This window comes from Streptomyces cahuitamycinicus, assembly GCF_002891435.1.
Classification (GTDB): domain Bacteria; phylum Actinomycetota; class Actinomycetes; order Streptomycetales; family Streptomycetaceae; genus Streptomyces; species Streptomyces cahuitamycinicus.
Genome location: NZ_POUC01000065.1, coordinates 1 through 19,022 on the forward strand (window position 1 = coordinate 1; position 19,022 = coordinate 19,022).

Genomic DNA, 19,022 nt, shown 5'->3' on the forward strand with positions numbered 1-19,022 from the left:
GGCCTGCGCGTCTCGCTGCTCGTCGGGGTGGCGGCGGCCGCTCCCACCGCCGTGCCGACGACGGTCGCGGTCAGCGCCGCCGCCACCCCGACGAGCAGCGAGACGCGCAGGCCGTAGACGCAGCGCAGCAGCAGGTCGCGGCCGACGTCGTCGGTGCCGAACGGGTGGGTCCAGGACGGCGGTCGCAGCTTGGCGGCGAGGTCGACGGCCTGCTGGTCGAGCTGGACCAGCGGCGGCACGAGCAGCACGGCGAGGACGGTCGCGGCCACCAGCACGGCGGAGGTGCGCACCCGCAGGGCGCGGGTGGAGCGGCGCCTGGGTCCGTGCGAGCGCCACTCGGTCCGCTCCGGGGCGGCGGCGGGCGCCGGGGTCTCACATGTCACTGAGCTTCACCCTCGGGTCGAACAGTCCGTAGAGCAGGTCGGCGAGCAGGTTCCCGGCGAGCACCGCCGCGGTCGCCAGCGTCGTCAGGGCGGCGAGCAGCGGGAAGTCGACGGCGGTGGCCGCCTCGACGGTGGCCGCGGCGATGCCCGGCCAGCTGAAGACGCTCTCCACCAGCAGCGCCCCGGTGATGAGTTCGGGGACGCGGGAGCCGATGAGCGTGAGCACCGGAAGGAGCCCGGAGCGCAGGGCGTGGCCGAGCAGGACGGTGCCTTCGCTCAGGCCGCGGGCGCGGGCGCCGCGCACGGGGTCCTCCGCCAGGGCGTCGCCGACGCCCTGGCGTACGTACAGGGTGAACCACGGCAGCTGGGACACGGCGAGGACACCGGCGGGCAGGGCGAGATGGCTCGTGACCTGGCCGGGCGTGACCTGCTCGCTGCCGGTGTCGGTCAGGCCGCCCGCCGGGAGTACGTCCCACTGGAGGGCGAACAGCCAGATGGCGAGCAGCGCGATCCAGAAGACCGGTGCCGCTTCCAGGGTGTAGGCGAGGGAGGTGACGGTCCGGTCGACGAGCGAGCCGGGGCGACGGGCGGCGAGTACGCCGAGGACCGTGCCCACGAGCACGGCGGCGGCGAAGGCGACCGCGCAGAGCAGGGCGGACCACACGAGCCGTTCGCCGATGACCTGGGCGACCGGCTGCCGCATGACGCTGGAGTGGCCGAGGTCGCCGGTGAGCGCGGAGGTCAGCCAGTGCCACCAGCGGGCGGCGAAGGGCCGGTCCACGCCGAGGTTCTCGCGCAGCCGGTCCAGGGTCTGCTGGTCGGCGCCGAGCGCGGCGGTGCCGGCGTACGCCTTGACGGGGTCGAACGGGGAGGCGGCGGCGATGGCGAACACGCCGAAGGTGACGACGAGCAGCACGGGGACGGCGAACAGGGCCCGCCGTCCCGCCAGCCGTGCCATCGCTCCCCAGGGGAGTCGGGTCACTTCTTCGGCTGCCAGTCCTCGATGTTCCACCAGGGGCCGCTGGCGAAGCCGTGCTCGTGCGGCTCCAGCTGGGTGTTCAGGCCGTCCCAGCGGTCGGCCAGCACGTAGAGGTGGTCGATGTGGGTGAGGAAGGTGTAGCCGGGGTCCTCCACCAGGGCCCGCTGGAGCTTGTCGTAGGCCGACCTGCGCTCGGCCGGGTCCTGGCTGCGGCGGCCGTTGTCGAGGGCGCGGTCCACGGCCGGGTTGTCGTAGCGGGCCATGTTGTTGAAGCCGTCGCCGGCGAGGGAGGAGTGCAGCAGCGTGTAGAGGCCGAAGTCGGGGTCGCCGGTGCTGCCGAAGCCCGCGAGGACGGCGTCGTCCTTCATGCGGGGCTCGATGACCTCCCACGTGGCGCTCTCCGCCTTCACCTCGATGCCGGCCTTCTTGGCGTCGGAGGCGTAGGCGAGGGCGTGGTCCTGGCGGACCTTGTCGCCGGAGGGGTAGAGCAGGGTGAAGGCCGCCCGCTGTCCGTCCTTGGAGCGGATGCCGCCCTCGCCGGGCTTCCAGCCGGCCTCGTCCAGGATCTTGCGGGCCTTGCCTAGATTCCTGGTGCGCTCGATGTCCTTGGTGAAGGCGGGGTCGTCGACGGGCAGCGGTCCGTAGGCCGGGCGGCCCGCGCCGTCGAGGATCTTGTCGACCATGGTCTCGCGGTCGACGGCGGCGTCGAGGGCCCGGCGGATCGCCCGGTCGCCGGTGACCTTGTTCGCGGTGGGGAGTGTGACGGCCCGGAAGTCGTAGGACCGGGCCTCGTAGGTGCGCTTGGCGTCGTCGCCCTTGAACGTGGCGGCGAGGTTGGGCGGGAGGACCGCGCCGTCGAGGTCACCGGAGCGCAGGCGGGTGGCGCGCACGTTGTCGTCGCCGATGACCGCCATGGTGAAGGTCTTCACCTTCGGCTCGCCGCCCCAGTAGCGGGGGTTGGCCTTGAAGGTGAGCTTCTCGCCCTTGCTCCACCTGGCGAGGACGTACGGCCCGGTGCCGACCGGCTTCGTGTTGAAGGAGCCGGTGTTGGGGTCCTGCTTCCCCGCGATGTGCTCGGGGACGATGGGCAGCACGGTGCGGGCGGCGAAGGGGGCGTAGGCGTACTTGAGCGTGAAGACGACCTTGTCGTCGCCGCTCGCCTTGACCTCCTTGACGGCCTCCAGCTCGCTCTTGAAGGTGTTGTTGGTCTTCGCGTCGAGGGCGGCCCGGTATGTGTAGACGACGTCGGCGGCCGTCAGCGGTTCGCCGTCGCTGAACTCGACTCCGTCGCGCAGGGTGTAGGTGTACGTGCGGCCGCCGTCGGTGATCTCGGGCAGTCCGGCCGCCAGGGCGGGCTTCAGCTTCAGCTCGGCGTCGCGGGCGAGGAGCCCGTCGAAGATCTTGGAGTTCCCGTCCTTGCCGTAGCCGAGCAGCGGGCTGAGGGTGTCCGGCTCGGAGGCCACCCCGAGCACGACGGACCCGCCGGACTTGCCGTCGCCCGAGCCGCCGCCACTGGGGGCCGAGCAGGCGGTGACCGCCGCGGCCAGCGCCGCCGTGGCGGCGGCCCCTCGTATCCGACGGGTCGACATGTGACCTCACACCCTTGTTGCTCTCGTAAGGCTGTTGCAAAGACATCGCAATTAAAACAGCATCGGCGGGCGTCCCGGACCCGGGTCGCCCGCCGAACCGTTCACCGTGGTGTTCAGGCCTGGCTCAGGGTGATGTCCTGCCCCTGGACGGTGTGGAAGGTGGGCAGCGGCAGGCCGCTGAAGGTGCGCAGCTCCATCACGGTGGCCTCGACGTGGGCCGCCCCGGCCACGAGCGCGCCGGGCAAGGTCCGGCCCGTGTTCACCCAGCGGTGCTCCGCGCCGTCGCACACGGCCCGGGTGCCACCGATGCCGTGACGGGTCGTGGACAGGCCCTGGCGCACGGATGAGCTGACCAAGACGGGGCCGCTGGAGCTCGCGCAGCGGTAGGTGCCGGACAGGGTGACGGTGCCGTCGGCGGCGATTCGGCCCACCGCGTCGACCGTGACACTGCCGGTCGGGGCGAGGACCGACGCGGTGGCGGGTGCCGCGCCGGCACCGGTGAGCAGGAGCAGCGCGGCACCGGCCGCCGCGCCGAGAAGGGGACGTACACGCACGGGGAGCCTCCCGAAATGAGTGGAATTGCGGCTTCCACTCGTACCGGCCCTCCGGGCCGGCGCCCGTGACCCTCACCCCTTCGGTGGCGAGTCCGCGTCGGCCGTCGTGGAACCGTCCTGGGAATGTCCTGGGCGTGTCACTCTTCCCGCCGGGCCGTTCCGATGAGTCCGGCACGGGAGGATGGTCTGTCTGTACGAGTCATCCGAATCCTTCGGGCGGCCCTACCGACGTGGAGGTGCGCCATGTGTGCCCACCAGCCCCTGTGCTCCGCGACCGACTCCCCCGCCGCGCACGTCGTCGCGGCCCGCCCCGAGCAGGGCTGGAGCCTGCTGTGCGACGGGACGGTCGTCTTCGAGGTTATGTCGATCTCCAGCACCAAGTAACGACCTGACCTGCTGATTTGCGAGATGGACATGTCGTTTCAGCGTCTCTGGGCGAGAGTCTGCGCGAGCTTGGTGTCATTAGTGAGAGCGAGCAATGAGAGAGCGATGAACCGTGGTCCCTCGCTCGACTCCAGCGAGGGCCGACATCGGGTTCACTGTCGGTGATCGAAAGGGGACTGGTGCAGCCACCGCAGTGTGAGAGAGGCTGATCCTTCCAAGAGGATCTTCAGCACTCGGAGGCTACGCGCTCATGGCGATACCCGGCACTTCTGAGCAGTCCTTACCAGCAGCAGGCACCTACGAGATCGACCCGGTGGCATCCACGGTCCGTTTCGACACGCGTGCCATGTTCGGGCTGCTCCCGGTTCGCGGGACGTTCACTATCAGTCATGGCCGGATCACCGTTGCTGAGTCGCCGGAAGAGTCGTCGGTGGAAGTCGCGATGGACGCGGCCAGCTTCGAGTCCGGCAATCAACAGCGCGACGATCACGTCAGGTCCTCCGACTACCTGGACGTGGCACGACATCCCGAGATCGCCTTCCGGAGTCAGCGCCTGGAAAGCTCCGCCCAGGATGCGTCACTGCAAGGGGAGTTGACTGTCTGCGGAGTAACGCAGCCGGTTTCCGTCAGGGTCACTTCCGTTGCCTATGAGGACAGGCGGATCACAGCCAACGGCACCACCACGTTGGACAGATACGCCTTCGGCGTCACGAAAGCCAAGGGCATGACGGGTCGCCACCTAAAGATCACCCTGGAAGTCGTCGCTGACCGCTGAGGGAAACCTGGAGTTGCTGGCACCGCCCGCTGAGCTGCCCGACAGTGCGCGCAGGCGGCGGATTTCGCCGTGGGCGGTCTCCAGCTTCCGGATGAGATCGGCGACTTGGTCGCGAAGGTGCCGGCTGCGTTCAAGCGCGGTCTCCAGCCTGCGTTGCAGGGACGCGTCGCTAGCCGCATGCCTGGGGCTGCGGTGTGGGATTGAGGCTCGTTGCTGGAGCTGGCTGATCGCGGTGATGAGGTCGGTCTGCGTGTAGAGCCAGGATCGGGAGACGCCGGCCGCGTTCGCGACACCGACGACGGTCGGCCGTTCGCTGCGGCGGGCCGCTGCCGTGACGGCTTCTTCGGCGCGCTCGCGTGCCTGCCTGCTGCGCGTCTTGGATGCTTCGACGAGGAAGCGGGCGTTGTCAGCCGGTGGCATCGAGATCGGTCACCTTCCCGCCGGCCACGATCTGCTGCGGGCCGGTCTGTTCCAGGGCGTCGATGATGGTGTCGAGCTTGCCGAGCGTGCGGGTGTTCTTCTCGACGATGCGCGACAGCCCGGCCTTCTCGGCGTCGTCGATGAGCTTGCGGGTCTCGTCCCGCTGGCGTCGGTGTTGTTCGAGGAAGTCGCCGGTGGTGATGAAGAAGCGGCAGTCCAGACACGGGTTGGCGTACTCGCAGTCGGTCTGGATGGGGGCTCCGCAGTAGCCGTTGGGGAGGCTGACCTTGGCGCGGACCAGGGACAGCCGCATCCAGGTGGCGTCGGCGAGCGGGTGGTCGGCGGGCAGCGCGACGGGTTCGCCTGCGGCGTTGACCTTGAGGGACTTCTCCCAGTGCTCGCGCAGGGTCTTCTGGTGCAGTCGGGCGTAGATGGCCGTCATCTGCGGCGACATGTGATCGAGCAGTTGCTGGACGATGTGCTGCGGGACGTTGGCGTTGATGAGCCGGGTGCCCAGTGTGTGGCGGAACTGGTGGAAGGTCACCCGGGCGGGGCGGCCGTGCTCGTCGATGAGGCGGATTTGCTCCAGCCAGTTCTCCATCTGCTCGCGGCACCAGCTGTCCGAGACGGGCTTACTGCCGTTGAGGTTGGCCAGCCAGCCGGGGAACAGGAAGCGGCTTCCGGCAGGGAAGCGGGCCTGGACACGCTTTTGCTGTGCGGCGATCTCATCGGCGAGGGCTTGGCTGATCGGGAAGAACGCGATGCGTCCGTGGATCTTGTGGTTGACCCAGGTCAGGTAGGGGGCGCCGCTGTCATCGTGGGTGACGCAGTCGAACCGCAGACGCCGGGCGTCCTTCATGCGCAGGCCGCAGGAGATCAGCAGCGGGACCATGAGCCGGAGATCGTCGGTGGCGATCAGCGCCAGGCTGGTGGGGTTCTCCATCTGTCGCATCAGGTGCTCGGAGATCCAGCGCGGTTTGGCCGGCGGCGGAGGCGGGGCGTCGTTGTAGACGACGGCGTCGCGGGGCAGGCCGGGCTGCCAGTCGTGAGCGCGGGCGTCGGCGAGGAATCGGCCCAGCGAGTTGACCGCCGCCCGGCGAGTGAACACGTCCGGGTAGTCGACGGCCAAGGCGGCGATCCACGTCTCGATCCTGGCCCGGGTCAGATCGGCCGGCTCGGCGTTCGGCGGAAGATGTCGCGAGAGGTGAGTCAGGGAGCGGAGGTTTTGTGCGACGGTGTTGACGCTGATGTTCGTGCTGATGCGCCAGCGGCACCATCGTTTGGCCAGCTCGCCCAACCAGGGCTGGGCTATGCGGCCGAAGTGCAGGTAGCGCGTCTCGCCTTCGGCCAGAGCGAAGTGGCGCAGGTCCCAGGTGTCCCGCGGATACTGGTCGGCCCACGGATCATCGGCGATGAGCAGGTGCTCCAGGGCGAAGCGGGTGTCCGCGATGAAGCGGAAAGCGACCACGTTGTGACCGTGGCGCTTGCCGCCGGGCCCGACGGGTGCGACATAGTCGCACCAACGGGTCTCGTCCCAGTCCAGGAGGCTGGCGACCGGCGCCTGGCAGGCCCAAGTGACCGCGCGGCGCACGTCGCGGGCGGGGGTGAAGCGCAGTCCCTCGTCGAGACGGTGTTGCAGCCCGAACTGGAACTCCAGGCGGAGTGCGGGATCGAGCTGACTCAGGCGGATCTTCGGGTCGCCGCGGTGGGCAAGGTCGTCGTACCAGGTGGTGAGTTCAGGGCGGCCGTGCTTGCGCCACCGGGTGTGGTGCGTGTGACACAGCGGCGCATCGGTGCTGTCGGTCCAGCGTGGGCAGCCGGGAAACTCGCAGTTCCGCTCGGCGGCCCACGGTCTGCGCGGCGGTTGGTAGAGGGTTCGTGCCACCCAGTCCTCAAGGGGTGGCCGTCCGGCATGGGTCCACCGCGAGGCGTGCCGGTGACACAGCCCGTGGGCGGTCCTGGCCCGGTTGCACCCGGAGACTAGGCAGGCCGGCACCTGCTGGCGGCGGCGCAGCCGCACCTCCTCATCCGCGGCCCAGCTGTCCAGGTCGGTCGGGCGTCCTGCGGCCACCCAGCGGTGATGGTGGGTGCGACACAACTTCAGCAGGCCCATGGTCAGCGTCGTCGAACACGAAGCGATGCGGCACTCACCGGGGAAGAACACCGGGCTGTCTCGCGGCGGGCAGAACACCTCGGCCCGGAACTCCGGGCGCACTGTCTCCATCAGCTTCGCCAGCAGCCCTGCGGAGCCCCGGCGCGTCTGGGGCGAGCTCACCGAGCCGATGCCCCGTCCTTGATGATCCCGGCCGAAAGGAGCACCCGGCGATGATCCTCGACATCGAGATGGCTGTAGATCTCGGCCGTGGTCTGGTGGCTGGCATGACCGAGGAGCTCCGCCACGACCTCGATCGGAACCCTGGCCCGCAACAGCCGTGTGGCGTAGGTGTGCCGGCAGGCGTGCGGCGAGAAGTGGGCGATGCCGGTCCGCTTCTGTAGACGTTCCACCAGCTCGTTGACGTTCACCCGGGTCATCGGAGAGCCGATTGGCTCCCGGAAGAGGTTGACGAACACGAAGTCGCAGTCCAGCGTGCCGTACTCGCTCTCCATGTAGGCGGCGTAGCGGTCGAACAGTTCCAGCCTCACGGGGACGATCCGGCCCTTCATGCCCTTGACGCGGGCCCGGTTGGCATTGTTCTCGCGCGGAACGACGTGCACCTCGCCCTTGCGGAGGTTCAGGTCGGCATGCCGCAGGCCCAGGGCCTCGCTGATCCGCAGCCCCGAGTCGTCGAGGAGAGCGATCAGGAACCGGTCCCGGCGCCGGTTGCAGGCGCTCATCAGCCGCTGGACCTCGTCATCGGTCAGCGTCCGGGGCGGCTTGCGTTGGGCGGGGATGCGGATCGGGCTGTACTCGACTTCGCTGCCCCGCTGGGTGTGCGCCAGCATCGGCGTGTAGGAGCCGGTCGGCTGCCTGCCCAGCAAGTTCCCCAGCAGCGCGGGCACACTCTGGTCCCGCCGGGCGTGGAACCGGTAGAACGACGCGAGCGCGGCGCGCTTCCGCTGCAACGTGGTGTTCTCCAGCGCCTGGCCAACACCGGGCAGCACGAACACCCCCGGTGCACGAGCCGACTTCGGTCGACGCAGCCAGTCGAAGAACTGGGCCAGGACCTCCAGGCGCACGCGCCGGTAGTCGAGGCCCGTCTGCTCCAGCCAGACGAAGAAGTCCCGAAGGTCGTACGCGTAGCCCTGCACCGTGTTCGGCGACGCGCCCCTCGCCGTCAGGTACGCGAGGAATTCCTCCACGGCATCGACGGGCAAGCCGTCGTCCCCCACCACGGTGTACGAGACCGGACCGTCCTCAGACAGCCGCAGCCTCTGCACTGCGAACGACACACCACACCCCAGAACGACATGGACAGGCGAACAGAACCCGTCCATGTAGCACCGAAAGGCCCGTTCATGGCAGCGAGTTGGACATCAAAGACACCCGCAAGGCTGATGGACATAGTCGACGACACCGGTGAACTGCTGCCGGACGGGCGCGTGGTGCAGCCGCGCCGGGTGGCGGCGGAGGGGCTGGCCGTCGCGGCCTGACCGGAGCGGCGCCCTCGGGCGGCACGCGGGCCGGGGCGCTCTACGGCAGGACCGCGAAGCCGTCCAGTTCCACCATCGCCTCCGCGTCCCACAGCCGGACGACCTCGACGACCGCCATGGCGGGGTAGTCGCGTCCGGCCAACTCGCGCCACAGGCGGCCCAGTTCGGGCGCGTGCGTGCGGTACGCCGCGACATCCGTGGCGTAGACGGTGACGCGGGCCAGGTCGGACGGCGCGCCGCCGGACGCGGCGAGGGCGGCCAGCAGGTTTGCGAGGGCCCTTTCGAACTGCTCGGGCAGGGTGTGGCCGACGACCTTGCCGTCGGCGTCGAGGGCGGTCTGGCCCGCCAGGAACACCACCCGCGACCCGCGGGCCACGACGGCGTGGGCGAAGCCGGCCGGCGGAGACAGCTCGGGCGGGTTGACGCGCTCGGTGCTCACCGGGCCTCCTGACGGGCGTACAACTCCTTGGCGATGATGCCGCGTTGCACCTCGCTGGCCCCCTCGTAGACGCGGGGCGCACGCACCTCGCGGTAGAGATGTTCGAGCAGGTGACCACGTTGCAGGGCCCGTGCGCCGTGCAGCTGGACGGCTGTGTCGACGACGTACTGCGCGGTCTCGGTGGCGAGCAGTTTCGCCATGGCGGAGCGCCGGGGCACGTCCGGGGAGTCCGCGTCGTACGCCGACGCCGCCGCGTGGACCATCAGCCGGGCGGCCTCGGTACGCAGGGCCATCTCGGCGACCTGGTGCGAGACGGCTTGCAGGTCCCGCAGTTTGCCCCCGAAGGCGTCCCGTCCGGCGGTGTGGGCGAGGGTCGCGTCGAGGGCGGCCTGGGCCATGCCGACCGCGAAGGCGCCGACGCTGGGCCGGAACAGGTTGAGCGTCCCCATGGCGACCCGGAACCCGCGGTCGGCCTCGCCGAGCACGTCGTCGGCTGTCACGGGCACGGCGTCGAAGTCGAGCGCTCCGATGGGGTGCGGCGAGAGCATGTCGAGCGCGCGGCCGGTCAGGCCCGGGCGGTCCGCGGGGACGAGGAAGGCGGTGACGCCGCGGGCCCCGGCGCCCGGGGTGGTCCGGGCGAAGACGGTGTAGAAGTCGGCCTCGGGGGCGTTGGAGATCCAGCACTTCTCGCCGTTGAGACGCCAGCGGGCCGGGCCGTCGGGGGCGGCGGCGAGAGCCGGGGCGGCCGGTGGCCGGTCGTCCCGCGGGGCCTCCGGCTTGGCACGCAGCTCCAGCGCCGCCGCGTCCGATCCCGCCCCCGGCTCGCTCAGCGCGAAGGCCGCGATCGCCGTGCCGTCGGCCACCCGGGGCAGCCAGCGGGCGCGCTGCTCCGGGGTGCCGTGCGCGGGGACCGGGTGGGCGCCGAGGCCCTGGAGGGCCAGGGCCGTCTCGGCCTCCGTGCAGGCGTAGGCCAGGGACTCCCGCATCAGGCACAGGTCGAGGGCACCCGAGGTGAACAGGCGCCCGAGCAGCCCGAGGCCGCCGAGCTCGGCGACCAGGGCCCGGTTCACATGCCCCGGTTCGCCCTTGTCGGCCAGCGGGCGGAGCCGTTCCGCGGCCAGGGTGCGCAGCTCGGCGCACCAGGCGAGTTGTGCCGGTTCGAGCGAGAATGCGGTCATCGCCGGTCCCTTCTCCGCCACCCCGCCTGCCGGCCGGGCCACTCCGAGGCTATCGCGGACCGTTGACTGTCGTCACCAACACGATACGCTCCTGGGGCGAGCCCACCACGCCAAGGGGGCGAACCGTATGAATCCACGGGGCACGGCCCACGTCGACACCTTCGCCCGGGACCATCTGCCACCCCGGGACCAATGGCCCGAGCTCCGCTTCGATCTGCCGGAGCTGCACTACCCCGAACGGCTCAACTGCGCCGCCGAACTGCTGCACGGCCCGCCCGACGACCGCCCGGCGTTCCTCACGCCCACCGGCGAGCCCTGGACGTACGGCGATCTGCGCGCCCGCGTGGACCGCATCGCGCACCTGCTCACCGGTGAACTCGGTGTCGTCCCCGGCAACCGGGTCCTGCTGCGCGGCCCCACCACCCCCTGGCTCGCGGCCTGCTGGCTGGCGGTGCTGAAGGCGGGGGCCGTGGCGGTCACGGTGCTCGCCCAGCAGCGCCCGCACGAGCTGAGCACGATGTGCGAGATCGCGCGGGTGCGGCACGCACTGTGCGACATCCGGGCCGTCGACGACCTCGCCAAGGCCGAGATCCCCGGCCTGCGCATCACGGCCTACGGCGGTGACGCCCCGGACGACCTCCTCAACCGCCCGGCGCCCGCGACCCCGTACGAGGCCGTCGCGACGGCGGCCGACGACGTGGCGCTGATCGCGTTCACCTCGGGCACCACCGGCCGTCCCAAGGGCTGCATGCATCTGCACCGGGACGTCCTGGCGATCGCCGACACCTTCTCCCGGCACGTCCTGAAGCCCCACGCGGACGACGTGTTCACCGGCAGCCCTCCCCTGGGCTTCACCTTCGGACTCGGCGGGCTGGTGATCTTCCCGCTGCGAGCCGGCGCGCGTGCGCTGCTGCTCGAACAGGCGGGGCCCCGGCAGCTGCTGCCCGCCATCGCCCGGCACCGGGTCTCCGTGCTGTTCACGGCGCCGGCGGCGTACCGCGCGCTGCTCGACGAGCTCGACGGGTACGACGTCTCCTGCCTGCGCCGCTGCGTCTCGGCCGGCGAGAACCTGCCGGCGACCACCTGGCAGGCCTGGCACGAGCGCACCGGCCTGCGCGTCATCAACGGCATCGGCGCCACCGAGCTGCTGCACATCTTCATCTCCGCGGCCGACGACCGGATCCGGCCCGGCACCACCGGCGTTCCCGTGCCGGGCTGGCACGCGCGCGTGCAGGACGCGGACGGCCGGCCCGTACCCGACGGACAACCGGGGCTGCTCGCCGTACGCGGGCCGGTCGGCTGCCGCTACCTGGCCGACCCGCGGCAGCGGGACTATGTGCGCGACGGCTGGAACGTCACCGGCGACACCTACGTCCGCGACCCCGACGGCTACTTCCGCTACGTCGCGCGCGCCGACGACATGATCATCTCGGCCGGGTACAACATCGCCGGCCCCGAGGTGGAGGACGCGCTGCTGCGGCACCCGGACGTGGTGGAGGCGGCGGTCGTGGGACGGCCCGACGAGGCCCGCGGGCAGGTCGTGCTGGCCTTCGCCGTCCTCAAGGAGGGTGCGCGGCGGGACGCCGAGGCGCTGCGCGCCTTCGTGAAGAGCGAGCTGGCACCGTACAAGTGCCCGCGCGAGATCGTCTTCCTGGACGCGCTGCCGCGCACGGCCACCGGCAAGCTCCAGCGGTTCAGACTGCGCATCCACGGGGTACCGGGAGGCGACCAGGAGTGATCCGTACGACCTAAGATGATCAACGTGTCCGACCAGCATGCACCACGGTCTCTCATCGTCACGCTCTACGGGGCGTACGGCCGCTTCGTGCCGGGCCCCGTGCCGGTAGCCGAACTGATCCGGCTGCTGGCCGCGGCCGGCGTGGACGCCCCGTCGGTCCGCTCCTCGGTGTCGCGGCTCAAGAGACGCGGACTGCTCGTGCCGGCCCGCACCTCCCAGGGTGCGGCCGGCTACGAACTGTCCCCGGACGCCCGTCAGCTGCTCGACGACGGCGACCGCCGCGTCTACGCCTGTGCCCCGCCCGAGGACGAGGGCTGGGTGCTCGCGGTGTTCTCCGTGCCGGAGTCGGAGCGGCAGAAGCGGCACGTGCTGCGCTCGCGGCTGGCCGGACTCGGTTTCGGCACGGCCGCCCCGGGCGTGTGGATCGCGCCCGCACGGCTGCACGAGGAGACCCGGCACACGCTCCAGCGGCTGCGGCTCGACGCGTACGTCGACTTCTTCCGCGGAGACCACCTGGGCTTCGCCCCGACCGCGGAGGCCGTCGCCCGGTGGTGGGACCTGGCGGCCATCGCCAAGGAGCACGAGGCGTTCCTCGACCGTCACGCGCGCGTGCTGCACGACTGGGAGAAGCGCGAGGACACCCCGGCCGAGGAGGCCTACCGGGACTACCTCCTCGCCCTGGACTCCTGGCGCCACCTCCCCTACACCGACCCGGGCCTGCCTTCGGGGCTGCTTCCCGCGGACTGGCCGGGGGTCCGCTCGGCGGCGGTGTTCCGGGGGCTGCACGAGCGGCTGCGGGACGCGGGGGCGGGGTTCGTGGGGCTCTGACCCCGCGGGCGCCGCCCGGATTGCCGCCTCCGCCGCACTGTGGAACGGTCGACGATGTCCGTGAGTGGGCGGAGCACGCGGCGGGAGGCGGACCGAGGGATGACCGTCACCACACCACCGGGCGCGGCAAGCGCCCGCGCGGACCGGCTGCCGTGAAGCGTCTCGGGCGCTCGGTGCACGGTGGATGGCATCGGGCCGGTGCGCACACCCTCGTGCGTCAGGGCCGCGAGGTGGAGCTGCTGCACCGGGCCATGGGGTTCGCCACGCTCGCGCTGGTCACCCTGGCACCGCTGCTGATCGTGGTCGCCGCCGCCGATCCTCTGGCGCGGGGCGGATTCGCCTCGTGGCTGGCCGACGGCATGGGGCTGTCCGGGCGGTCAGCGCGGGTGCTCACGGAGATCTTCAGCCCGCCGCGCAAGGTCATCGGCACCACGAGTGTGCTGGGCGCGGTCGCGCTCGCCGTCTTCGGCGTCGCCTTCGGCGGGAGCGTGCAGAACGGCTACGAGCGGATCTGGGGCCTTCCCTCGGGCCCGTGGCACCGGGTCTGGCGGCAGGCGGTGTGGATGATCGCGATGACCGCGTACCTGTACCAGGAGGTGCAGACGCGCAGCCTGGCCTCGGGGCAGGAGCGGATCGCGCTGAGCGCGGCGTCCGGGGTGCTGTTCTTCTGGTGGGGGCAGCGCTTCCTGCTGGGTGGTCAGGTCCCCTGGCGCCTTCTGCTCCCGGGTGCGGTGGCCACCATGCTGGGGCTGGGCGGCCTGCGGATGTTCTCCTACTTCGTCTTCACCCCCCTCATCGTCGACAACGCCATCAGCTACGGAGCGGTCGGCGTCGTCCTCGTCGTGGAGTCCTGGCTCATCGGCGTGGGCTACGTCGTCTACGGCGGGGCGCTGCTCGGCCGCTGGGCGCTGGAGCACCACGGGCCCCGCGACCGCGCCGAGTAGCCCGCGCCCCGGCGGCCTTTCCGTGAGAACGTCCGGCCTTTCCGTAGGAACGCACATGCCACCCCTGCGGGGCCCGGCCCCGGCTCATGCGAACCCACAGCTGTGTTTCCCCTGGCATCTGCGGCATTATCATCGGCGGATACCCGGCCGAGGGAGCAGACCCGTCATGACCCGTACCGTGCGCCGCGTCCGCCGCCCGCTCCAGGGTGCCGCGGTGGGAGCAGCCGCCCTGCTGGCCCTGAGCGCCTGCTCGCCGTCCGGCTCGGACTCCTCGGCGAAACCGGGCTCCTCGGGGCCGGGCGCGCTCTCCGGTGAGGTGACCGTCTTCGCCGCGGCCTCGCTGAAGGAGAGCCTCACGACGCTGGGCGAGCGGTTCGAGAAGGAGCACCCCGGCACCGAGGTCACCTTCAGCTTCGGCGGCAGCGACTCCCTCGCCGCGAGCATCACCGGCGGCGCCCCGGCGGACGTCTTCGCCTCGGCCAGTACCAGGACGATGAAGATCGTCACAGCCGCCGGGGCGGCCTCGGGCACGCCCTCGGCCTTCGTCCGCAACAGGCTGGAGATCGCCACCCTGCCGGGCAACCCGCACAGGGTCACCTCCCTCAGGGACCTCGCCGCACCGGACCTGAAGGTGGTGCTCTGCGACAAGGAGGTGCCGTGCGGCGCCGCAGCGCAGAAGGCCCTGGACGCGAGCAGGCTGAACCTCACCCCCGTCTCCTACGAGCAGGACGTCAAGGCCGCGCTGACCAAGGTCGAGCTGAAGGAGGCCGACGCCGCCCTTGTCTACGCGACGGATGTGCGCGCGGCGGGTGACAAGGTGGAGGGCGTGGAGTTCCCCGAATCCGCCGACGCCGTCAACGACTACCCCATCGCGCTGCTCAAGGACGCGCCCAACGCCGAGGCCGCCAGGGCGTTCATCGCGCTGGTGCGGTCCGCCGAGGGCCGGAAGGTCCTGAGCGGGGCCGGGTTCCTCACGCCGTGAGGTCCTCCCCGACCGGCGGGACTCGCGCCGCGGCCGGCGTCCTCCGGGGCGGTCCGCGGCGCCGGCGCGTCCGGGCGGGCGTCCCGCTGCCCCTGCTGCTCCCCGCGCTGATCGGCCTGGCCTTCCTGATCGTCCCGCTGGCCGCCCTGCTCGTGCGGACCCCGTGGCACAGCCTGCCCGAGCAGCTGACCAGCGCGGATGTCTGGCAGGCCCTCCGGCTGTCCCTGTTCAGCGCCACGGCGGCCACCGCCGTGTGCCTGGTCATCGGCGTGCCGCTGGCCTGGCTGCTGGCCCGCGTCGACTTCCCCGGCCGGGGCCTCGTCCGCGCCCTCGTCACCCTGCCCCTCGTCCTGCCTCCGGTCGTGGGCGGTGTGGCGCTGCTGACGGCGCTCGGCCGCAACGGCATCGTCGGGCAGTGGCTGGACTCGTGGTTCGGGATCACGCTGCCCTTCACCACCGCCGGGGTCGTGATCGCTGAGGCGTTCGTGGCGATGCCGTTCCTCGTCATCAGCGTCGAGGGCACCCTGCGGGCCGCCGACCCCCGCTACGAGGAGGCGGCCGCCACCCTGGGCGCGTCCCGCTTCACCGCGTTCCGGCGGGTCACGCTGCCGCTGATCGCACCGGGCATCGCGGCGGGCGCGGTCCTCGCCTGGGCGCGGGCCCTCGGCGAGTTCGGGGCGACGATCACCTTCGCCGGCAACTTCCCCGGCCGCACCCAGACCATGCCCCTGGCCGTCTATCTGGCCCTGCAGAGCGACCCGGAGGCCGCGATCGCCCTCAGCCTGGTGCTGCTGGCGGTGTCGATCGCGGTGCTGGCGGGGTTGCGCGACCGTTGGGTGCGTGCCGGATGACCGAGACCCACGAGCAGGACGCGTACGCCGGCACCGCGACGGGCGGGCTGGACGCCCGCCTCGTCGTCGACCGCGGCGACTTCCGGCTCGACGTGGCGCTGACCGTCGCGCCCGGCGAGGTCGTCGCCCTGCTCGGGCCGAACGGCGCCGGCAAGACCACCGCGCTGCGCGCCCTCGCCGGCCTGACTCCGCTGTCCGGCGGCCATCTGCGGCTGGACGGCACCGACCTGGACCGTACGCCGCCGGAGGCGCGCCCGGTCGGTGTCGTCTTCCAGGACTACCTGCTCTTCCCTCACCTCACGGCCCTCGACAACGTCGCCTTCGGCCCTCGCTGCGAGGGTGCGTCCAAGGCGCAGGCCCGGGCGCGGGCCGCCGAGTGGCTGGAGCGCCTGGGCCTCGCGGCGCACGGCGGCGCCAAGCCGCGCCGGCTCTCCGGCGGCCAGGCCCAGCGCGTCGCCCTCGCCCGCGCCCTGGCGACCCGCCCTCGGCTGCTGCTGCTCGACGAGCCGCTGGCGGCGCTGGACGCCCGTACCCGTCTGGAGGTGCGCGCCGGGCTCCGCCGGCACCTGGCCGAGTTCGAGGCGGTCGCCGTGCTCGTCACCCACGATCCGCTCGACGCGATGGTGCTGGCCGACCGGCTGGTGGTCGTGGAGCACGGCCGGGTCGTCCAGGAGGGCACCCCGGCCGGCATCGCCCGCCACCCGCGTACGGACTACATCGCGCAGCTGGTCGGTCTGAACCTCTACCGGGGCGAGGCCGACGGCCACACCGTCCGGCTGGCCGACGGCCCGCCCCTCACCACCACGGAGGTCCTGTCCGGCCCCGTCTTCGTGGCGTTCCCGCCCAGCGCGGTCACCCTGCACCGCGACCGGCCCTCCGGCTCCAGCGCCCGCAATCTGTGGCGCTGCGAGGTGGCCGGCCTGGAGACCCACGGCGACCAGATCCGGGCTGACCTCACCGGTGAACTCCCCCTCGCGGCCGACCTCACGACGGTCGCCGCGGCGGAGCTCGGCCTCCACCCGGGAGCGGAGGTCTGGGCGACGGTGAAGGCGGCGCAGACCCACGCCTACCCGGTCTGAGGCGGCCGGCAATCCCGTGCCTCAGGCCGCCGCCCTGACCGGCGCCCCCTCCGGGACGACGGCTTCGCGCACGACGCGGCGGCGCCGGACCGGCAGGACCGTCGGGTGAGCGACGCCCCAGGCCGCGCCCTTGCAGACGAGTTCCTTGTACAGCGCGGCGAGCCGGCCGGTCAGGGCCGCCCGGACGGCGCGGTCGTCGGCGGTGACGTACTGGATCAGGCCGTCCCCGCGGCCCAGCGAGATGCACTGGTTGAAGTACCGCAGCGGCACGTTGGGGATCTTCCCGCCGGTCAGGCGTGCCGCGATGGCGTCGGCGGCCTGCCAGGCGGTGGGGATGCCCGAGGCGCACGACATCCGCAGGGGCTTGTCCGCGGGGCCCATCGCGAGGGCCGCGTCGCCGACGGCGTACACGTCCGGGTGCGACACCGAGCGCATGGTCCGGTCGACGACGATCCGGCCGGTGCCGCTGACGTCCAGGGTGGTGGCCCGTGCGATCGGGTGGACGGCGAAACCCGTGGTCCACACGGTGACCGCGGCCGGGAGGGGCGTTCCGTCGGCGGTGGTGACGCGGTCGGCCTCGACGGCGGTGACGGCGGTGTGCTCGTGGACGGTGATGCCGAGCCGGTCGAAGACCGCGCGCAGATGCCGGGCGCCCTTGTCCGAGAGCCAGTCGCCGAGGCCGCCGCGGGCGGCGAGGGCGACGTCGAGGTCCGGGCGGGCCTCGGCGATCTCGGTCGCCGCCTCCACGCCGGTGAGACCGCCGCCCACCACGACCACGGGCTCCCCGGCGGCCAGGCCGGCCAGGCGTTCGCGCAGCCGGAGCGCTCCGGGCCGCCCGGCGATCTCGTGGGCGTGTTCGGCGGTGCCGGGCACGCCCTGGTCGTTCCAGCCGCTGCCGAGGGCGTACACGAGGGTGTCGTAGGCCAGGTCCTCCACCCGCTCCCCGGCGCCCTCCGTGCCGGGGGCGGCGACGGTGACGGTCTTGCGGTCCACGTCGAGGGCGGTGACCTTTCCCTGCTTCAGTGCGACGCCGGTGCCCTCGAACATCTCGCTGAACGGGCGGGGCGCGAGGTCCTGGCCGATGGCGAGCTGGTGCATCCGGACGCGCTCGACGAAGTCGGGCTCGGCGTTGACGAGAGTGATGGCGACGTCCTCGCGGTGCAGTCGCCTGGCGAGGCGCCCGGCGGCGGTGGCTCCGGTGTAGCCGGCTCCGAGGACGACGATGCGGTGCTGCATGGCGTAGCTCCTGTCATGACGGCTGTCTCCAGCGGATTCACCCCTTGAACCGGGCGGCCCGCCGTTCCCTGACAGGAACACGATGTGAGGCACGTCACATCGCGCGCAGCCGTGTCAGAAGACCGTGAGCAGGGGGTCTCCGTGGTCTCCGGCGGCCCACAGCCGGGTCGCGCGTTCGAGCTTGTCGGGGTTGACCTGGCTGCGGAACGCGACGATGCCGTCGGCGGCGACCTCCAGGCACATGACGCCGATGACCCGGCCGTCGAGGACCACCACGACGGCGGGGTCGCCGTTGGCGGTCCAGGCGTAGACCCCGGGAGAGCCGCCGACCAGGGCACGCTTGGCCGCACCGGGCTTGAACAGGCCCCGCATGAACGTGGCGACCGCGAGGGCGCCCTCGAACGCCTTGGCGCGGGCCGGAACCTTCCCGCCGCCGTCCCCGACCGCGACGGCGTCCTGGGTGAGCAGCCGCACGAGCGGCTCGGTCCGCCCGCTCGCGGCGGCCGCGAGGAACTCGTCGATGACCCGCCGCGCGGCTGCCTCGTCGATCTCGGTGCGGGCGCGGGTCCTGCCCTCGGCGACATGCTTCTTCGCGCGGTGCAGGAGCTGCTGGCTGGCGGCCTCGGTGAGGTCGAGGATCTCCGCGATCTCCCGGTGCGGATAGTCGAAGGCCTCCCGCAGCACGTACACCGCCCGCTCGTTCGGGGAGAGCCGCTCCAGCAGGACGAGCACCGCGTACGAGACGGATTCACGCTGCTCGACGGTGTCGGCGGGCCCGAGCATCCGGTCCCCGGCGAGCAGCGGCTCGGGCAGCCACTGGCCGACGTAGGTCTCGCGCCGCGCGCGGGCCGAGGTGAGCTGGTTGAGGCACAGGTTGGTGAGCACCTTCGTCAGCCACGCCTCGGGGACGTCGATGCGGTCGGTGTCGGCGCCCTGCCAGCGCAGGAACGTCTCCTGCACGGCGTCCTCGGCCTCGCTCGCCGACCCGAGCAGCCGGTAGGCGACGGCCTCCAGGCGCGGCCTGGCGGCTTCGAACCGGTCCACGTCGTCCATGGTCATGACCATGTCCCGG

The 19,022-nt window shown here is 72.0% G+C and carries 17 protein-coding genes and 3 pseudogenes; 9 read left to right on the top strand and 11 right to left on the bottom strand.

What is annotated here, in order from left to right:
* The 4 genes and pseudogenes from C1J00_RS11920 to C1J00_RS11935 form a co-directional block, all read right to left on the bottom strand.
* Positions 1 to 383 (bottom strand): annotated as a pseudogene (locus C1J00_RS11920) (ABC transporter permease); the annotation flags it as partial.
* On the bottom strand, positions 373 to 1,341 hold the full coding sequence (locus C1J00_RS11925; protein ID WP_102909016.1) for an ABC transporter permease: 969 nt from the start codon (positions 1,339 to 1,341) through the stop codon (positions 373 to 375). The gene C1J00_RS11925 and the pseudogene C1J00_RS11920, both read right to left, overlap by 11 nt.
* Positions 1,342 to 1,361: 20 nt before the next feature.
* A complete protein-coding gene (locus C1J00_RS11930; protein ID WP_102909017.1) occupies positions 1,362 to 2,951 on the bottom strand; it encodes an ABC transporter substrate-binding protein in 1,590 nt (529 codons plus the stop codon).
* Positions 2,952 to 3,064: 113 nt separating this feature from the next.
* The gene (locus tag C1J00_RS11935; RefSeq protein ID WP_102909018.1) at positions 3,065 to 3,505 is read right to left on the bottom strand and encodes a DUF6299 family protein; all 441 of its coding nucleotides are present in this window, start codon (positions 3,503 to 3,505) and stop codon (positions 3,065 to 3,067) included.
* A 243-nt stretch (positions 3,506 to 3,748) separates the two neighbouring features.
* Here C1J00_RS11935 and C1J00_RS45215 point away from each other — a divergent pair.
* Positions 3,749 to 3,862 (top strand): annotated as a pseudogene (locus tag C1J00_RS45215) (DUF5999 family protein); the annotation flags it as partial.
* A 277-nt stretch (positions 3,863 to 4,139) separates the two neighbouring features.
* Positions 4,140 to 4,664: a YceI family protein gene (locus tag C1J00_RS11940; protein WP_102909019.1), complete on the top strand. Its 525-nt coding sequence runs from the start codon at positions 4,140 to 4,142 to the stop codon at positions 4,662 to 4,664.
* On the opposite strand, the gene C1J00_RS11945 is transcribed toward C1J00_RS11940, so the two are convergent.
* The 3 genes from C1J00_RS11945 to C1J00_RS11955 are packed head-to-tail and all read right to left on the bottom strand — an operon-like array spanning position 4,629 to position 8,399.
* On the bottom strand, positions 4,629 to 5,084 hold the full coding sequence (locus C1J00_RS11945) for a DUF6262 family protein (protein ID WP_245936312.1): 456 nt from the start codon (positions 5,082 to 5,084) through the stop codon (positions 4,629 to 4,631). The two genes, C1J00_RS11940 and C1J00_RS11945, sit on opposite strands and share 36 nt — an antisense overlap.
* A complete protein-coding gene (locus C1J00_RS11950; RefSeq protein WP_102909020.1) occupies positions 5,071 to 7,359 on the bottom strand; it encodes a tyrosine-type recombinase/integrase in 2,289 nt (762 codons plus the stop codon). Before C1J00_RS11950 ends, C1J00_RS11945 begins: the two co-directional genes overlap by 14 nt.
* Positions 7,356 to 8,399 carry a tyrosine-type recombinase/integrase gene (locus C1J00_RS11955; protein ID WP_245936313.1) on the bottom strand — a complete coding sequence of 348 codons (1,044 nt, stop codon included), beginning with the start codon at positions 8,397 to 8,399 and terminating at the stop codon, positions 7,356 to 7,358. Before C1J00_RS11955 ends, C1J00_RS11950 begins: the two co-directional genes overlap by 4 nt.
* Before the next feature lie 186 nt (positions 8,400 to 8,585).
* Between C1J00_RS11955 and C1J00_RS46670 the strand changes: the two are divergent.
* Positions 8,586 to 8,675 (top strand): annotated as a pseudogene (locus tag C1J00_RS46670) (DUF5999 family protein); the annotation flags it as partial.
* Between the two features lie 40 nt (positions 8,676 to 8,715).
* On the opposite strand, the gene C1J00_RS11960 reads toward C1J00_RS46670, so the two are convergent.
* The gene (locus C1J00_RS11960) at positions 8,716 to 9,114 is read right to left on the bottom strand and encodes a RidA family protein (protein WP_102909022.1); all 399 of its coding nucleotides are present in this window, start codon (positions 9,112 to 9,114) and stop codon (positions 8,716 to 8,718) included.
* Positions 9,111 to 10,292 carry an acyl-CoA dehydrogenase family protein gene (locus tag C1J00_RS11965; RefSeq protein ID WP_102909023.1) on the bottom strand — a complete coding sequence of 394 codons (1,182 nt, stop codon included), beginning with the start codon at positions 10,290 to 10,292 and terminating at the stop codon, positions 9,111 to 9,113. The genes C1J00_RS11960 and C1J00_RS11965 overlap by 4 nt, the downstream gene beginning before the upstream one ends.
* Positions 10,293 to 10,419: 127 nt before the next feature.
* Here C1J00_RS11965 and C1J00_RS11970 point away from each other — a divergent pair, with 127 nt between their 5' ends.
* From C1J00_RS11970 to C1J00_RS11995, 6 genes are all read left to right on the top strand, one after another.
* Entirely contained in the window at positions 10,420 to 12,030 is a 1,611-nt protein-coding gene (locus C1J00_RS11970) for an AMP-binding protein (protein ID WP_102909024.1), read from the top strand.
* 15 nt (positions 12,031 to 12,045) lie between these two features.
* Positions 12,046 to 12,858, top strand: a complete 813-nt coding sequence (locus tag C1J00_RS11975) for a PaaX family transcriptional regulator (protein ID WP_102909025.1) — start codon at positions 12,046 to 12,048, stop codon at positions 12,856 to 12,858.
* Positions 12,859 to 13,010: 152 nt separating this feature from the next.
* The gene (locus C1J00_RS11980) at positions 13,011 to 13,802 is read left to right on the top strand and encodes a ribonuclease BN (protein ID WP_245936314.1); all 792 of its coding nucleotides are present in this window, start codon (positions 13,011 to 13,013) and stop codon (positions 13,800 to 13,802) included.
* Between the two features lie 166 nt (positions 13,803 to 13,968).
* On the top strand, positions 13,969 to 14,784 hold the full coding sequence (modA, locus tag C1J00_RS11985; RefSeq protein WP_102909026.1) for a molybdate ABC transporter substrate-binding protein: 816 nt from the start codon (positions 13,969 to 13,971) through the stop codon (positions 14,782 to 14,784).
* Complete coding sequence (locus tag C1J00_RS11990) at positions 14,781 to 15,635, top strand: ABC transporter permease (protein ID WP_102909027.1); 855 nt, start codon at positions 14,781 to 14,783, stop codon at positions 15,633 to 15,635. The genes modA and C1J00_RS11990 overlap by 4 nt, the downstream gene beginning before the upstream one ends.
* The gene (locus C1J00_RS11995; protein WP_102909028.1) at positions 15,632 to 16,714 is read left to right on the top strand and encodes an ABC transporter ATP-binding protein; all 1,083 of its coding nucleotides are present in this window, start codon (positions 15,632 to 15,634) and stop codon (positions 16,712 to 16,714) included. The genes C1J00_RS11990 and C1J00_RS11995 overlap by 4 nt, the downstream gene beginning before the upstream one ends.
* A gap of 21 nt (positions 16,715 to 16,735) precedes the next feature.
* Here C1J00_RS11995 and C1J00_RS12000 read toward each other — a convergent pair whose 3' ends face one another.
* Together C1J00_RS12000 and sigJ are read right to left on the bottom strand one after the other, a co-directional pair.
* Positions 16,736 to 17,950 (bottom strand): NAD(P)/FAD-dependent oxidoreductase, encoded by a 1,215-nt coding sequence (locus C1J00_RS12000; protein ID WP_102909029.1) that lies wholly within the window; start codon positions 17,948 to 17,950, stop codon positions 16,736 to 16,738.
* 114 nt (positions 17,951 to 18,064) lie between these two features.
* Positions 18,065 to 19,015 carry an RNA polymerase sigma factor SigJ gene (sigJ, locus tag C1J00_RS12005; RefSeq protein WP_102909030.1) on the bottom strand — a complete coding sequence of 317 codons (951 nt, stop codon included), beginning with the start codon at positions 19,013 to 19,015 and terminating at the stop codon, positions 18,065 to 18,067.
* Between the last annotated feature and the right edge of the window lie 7 nt (positions 19,016 to 19,022).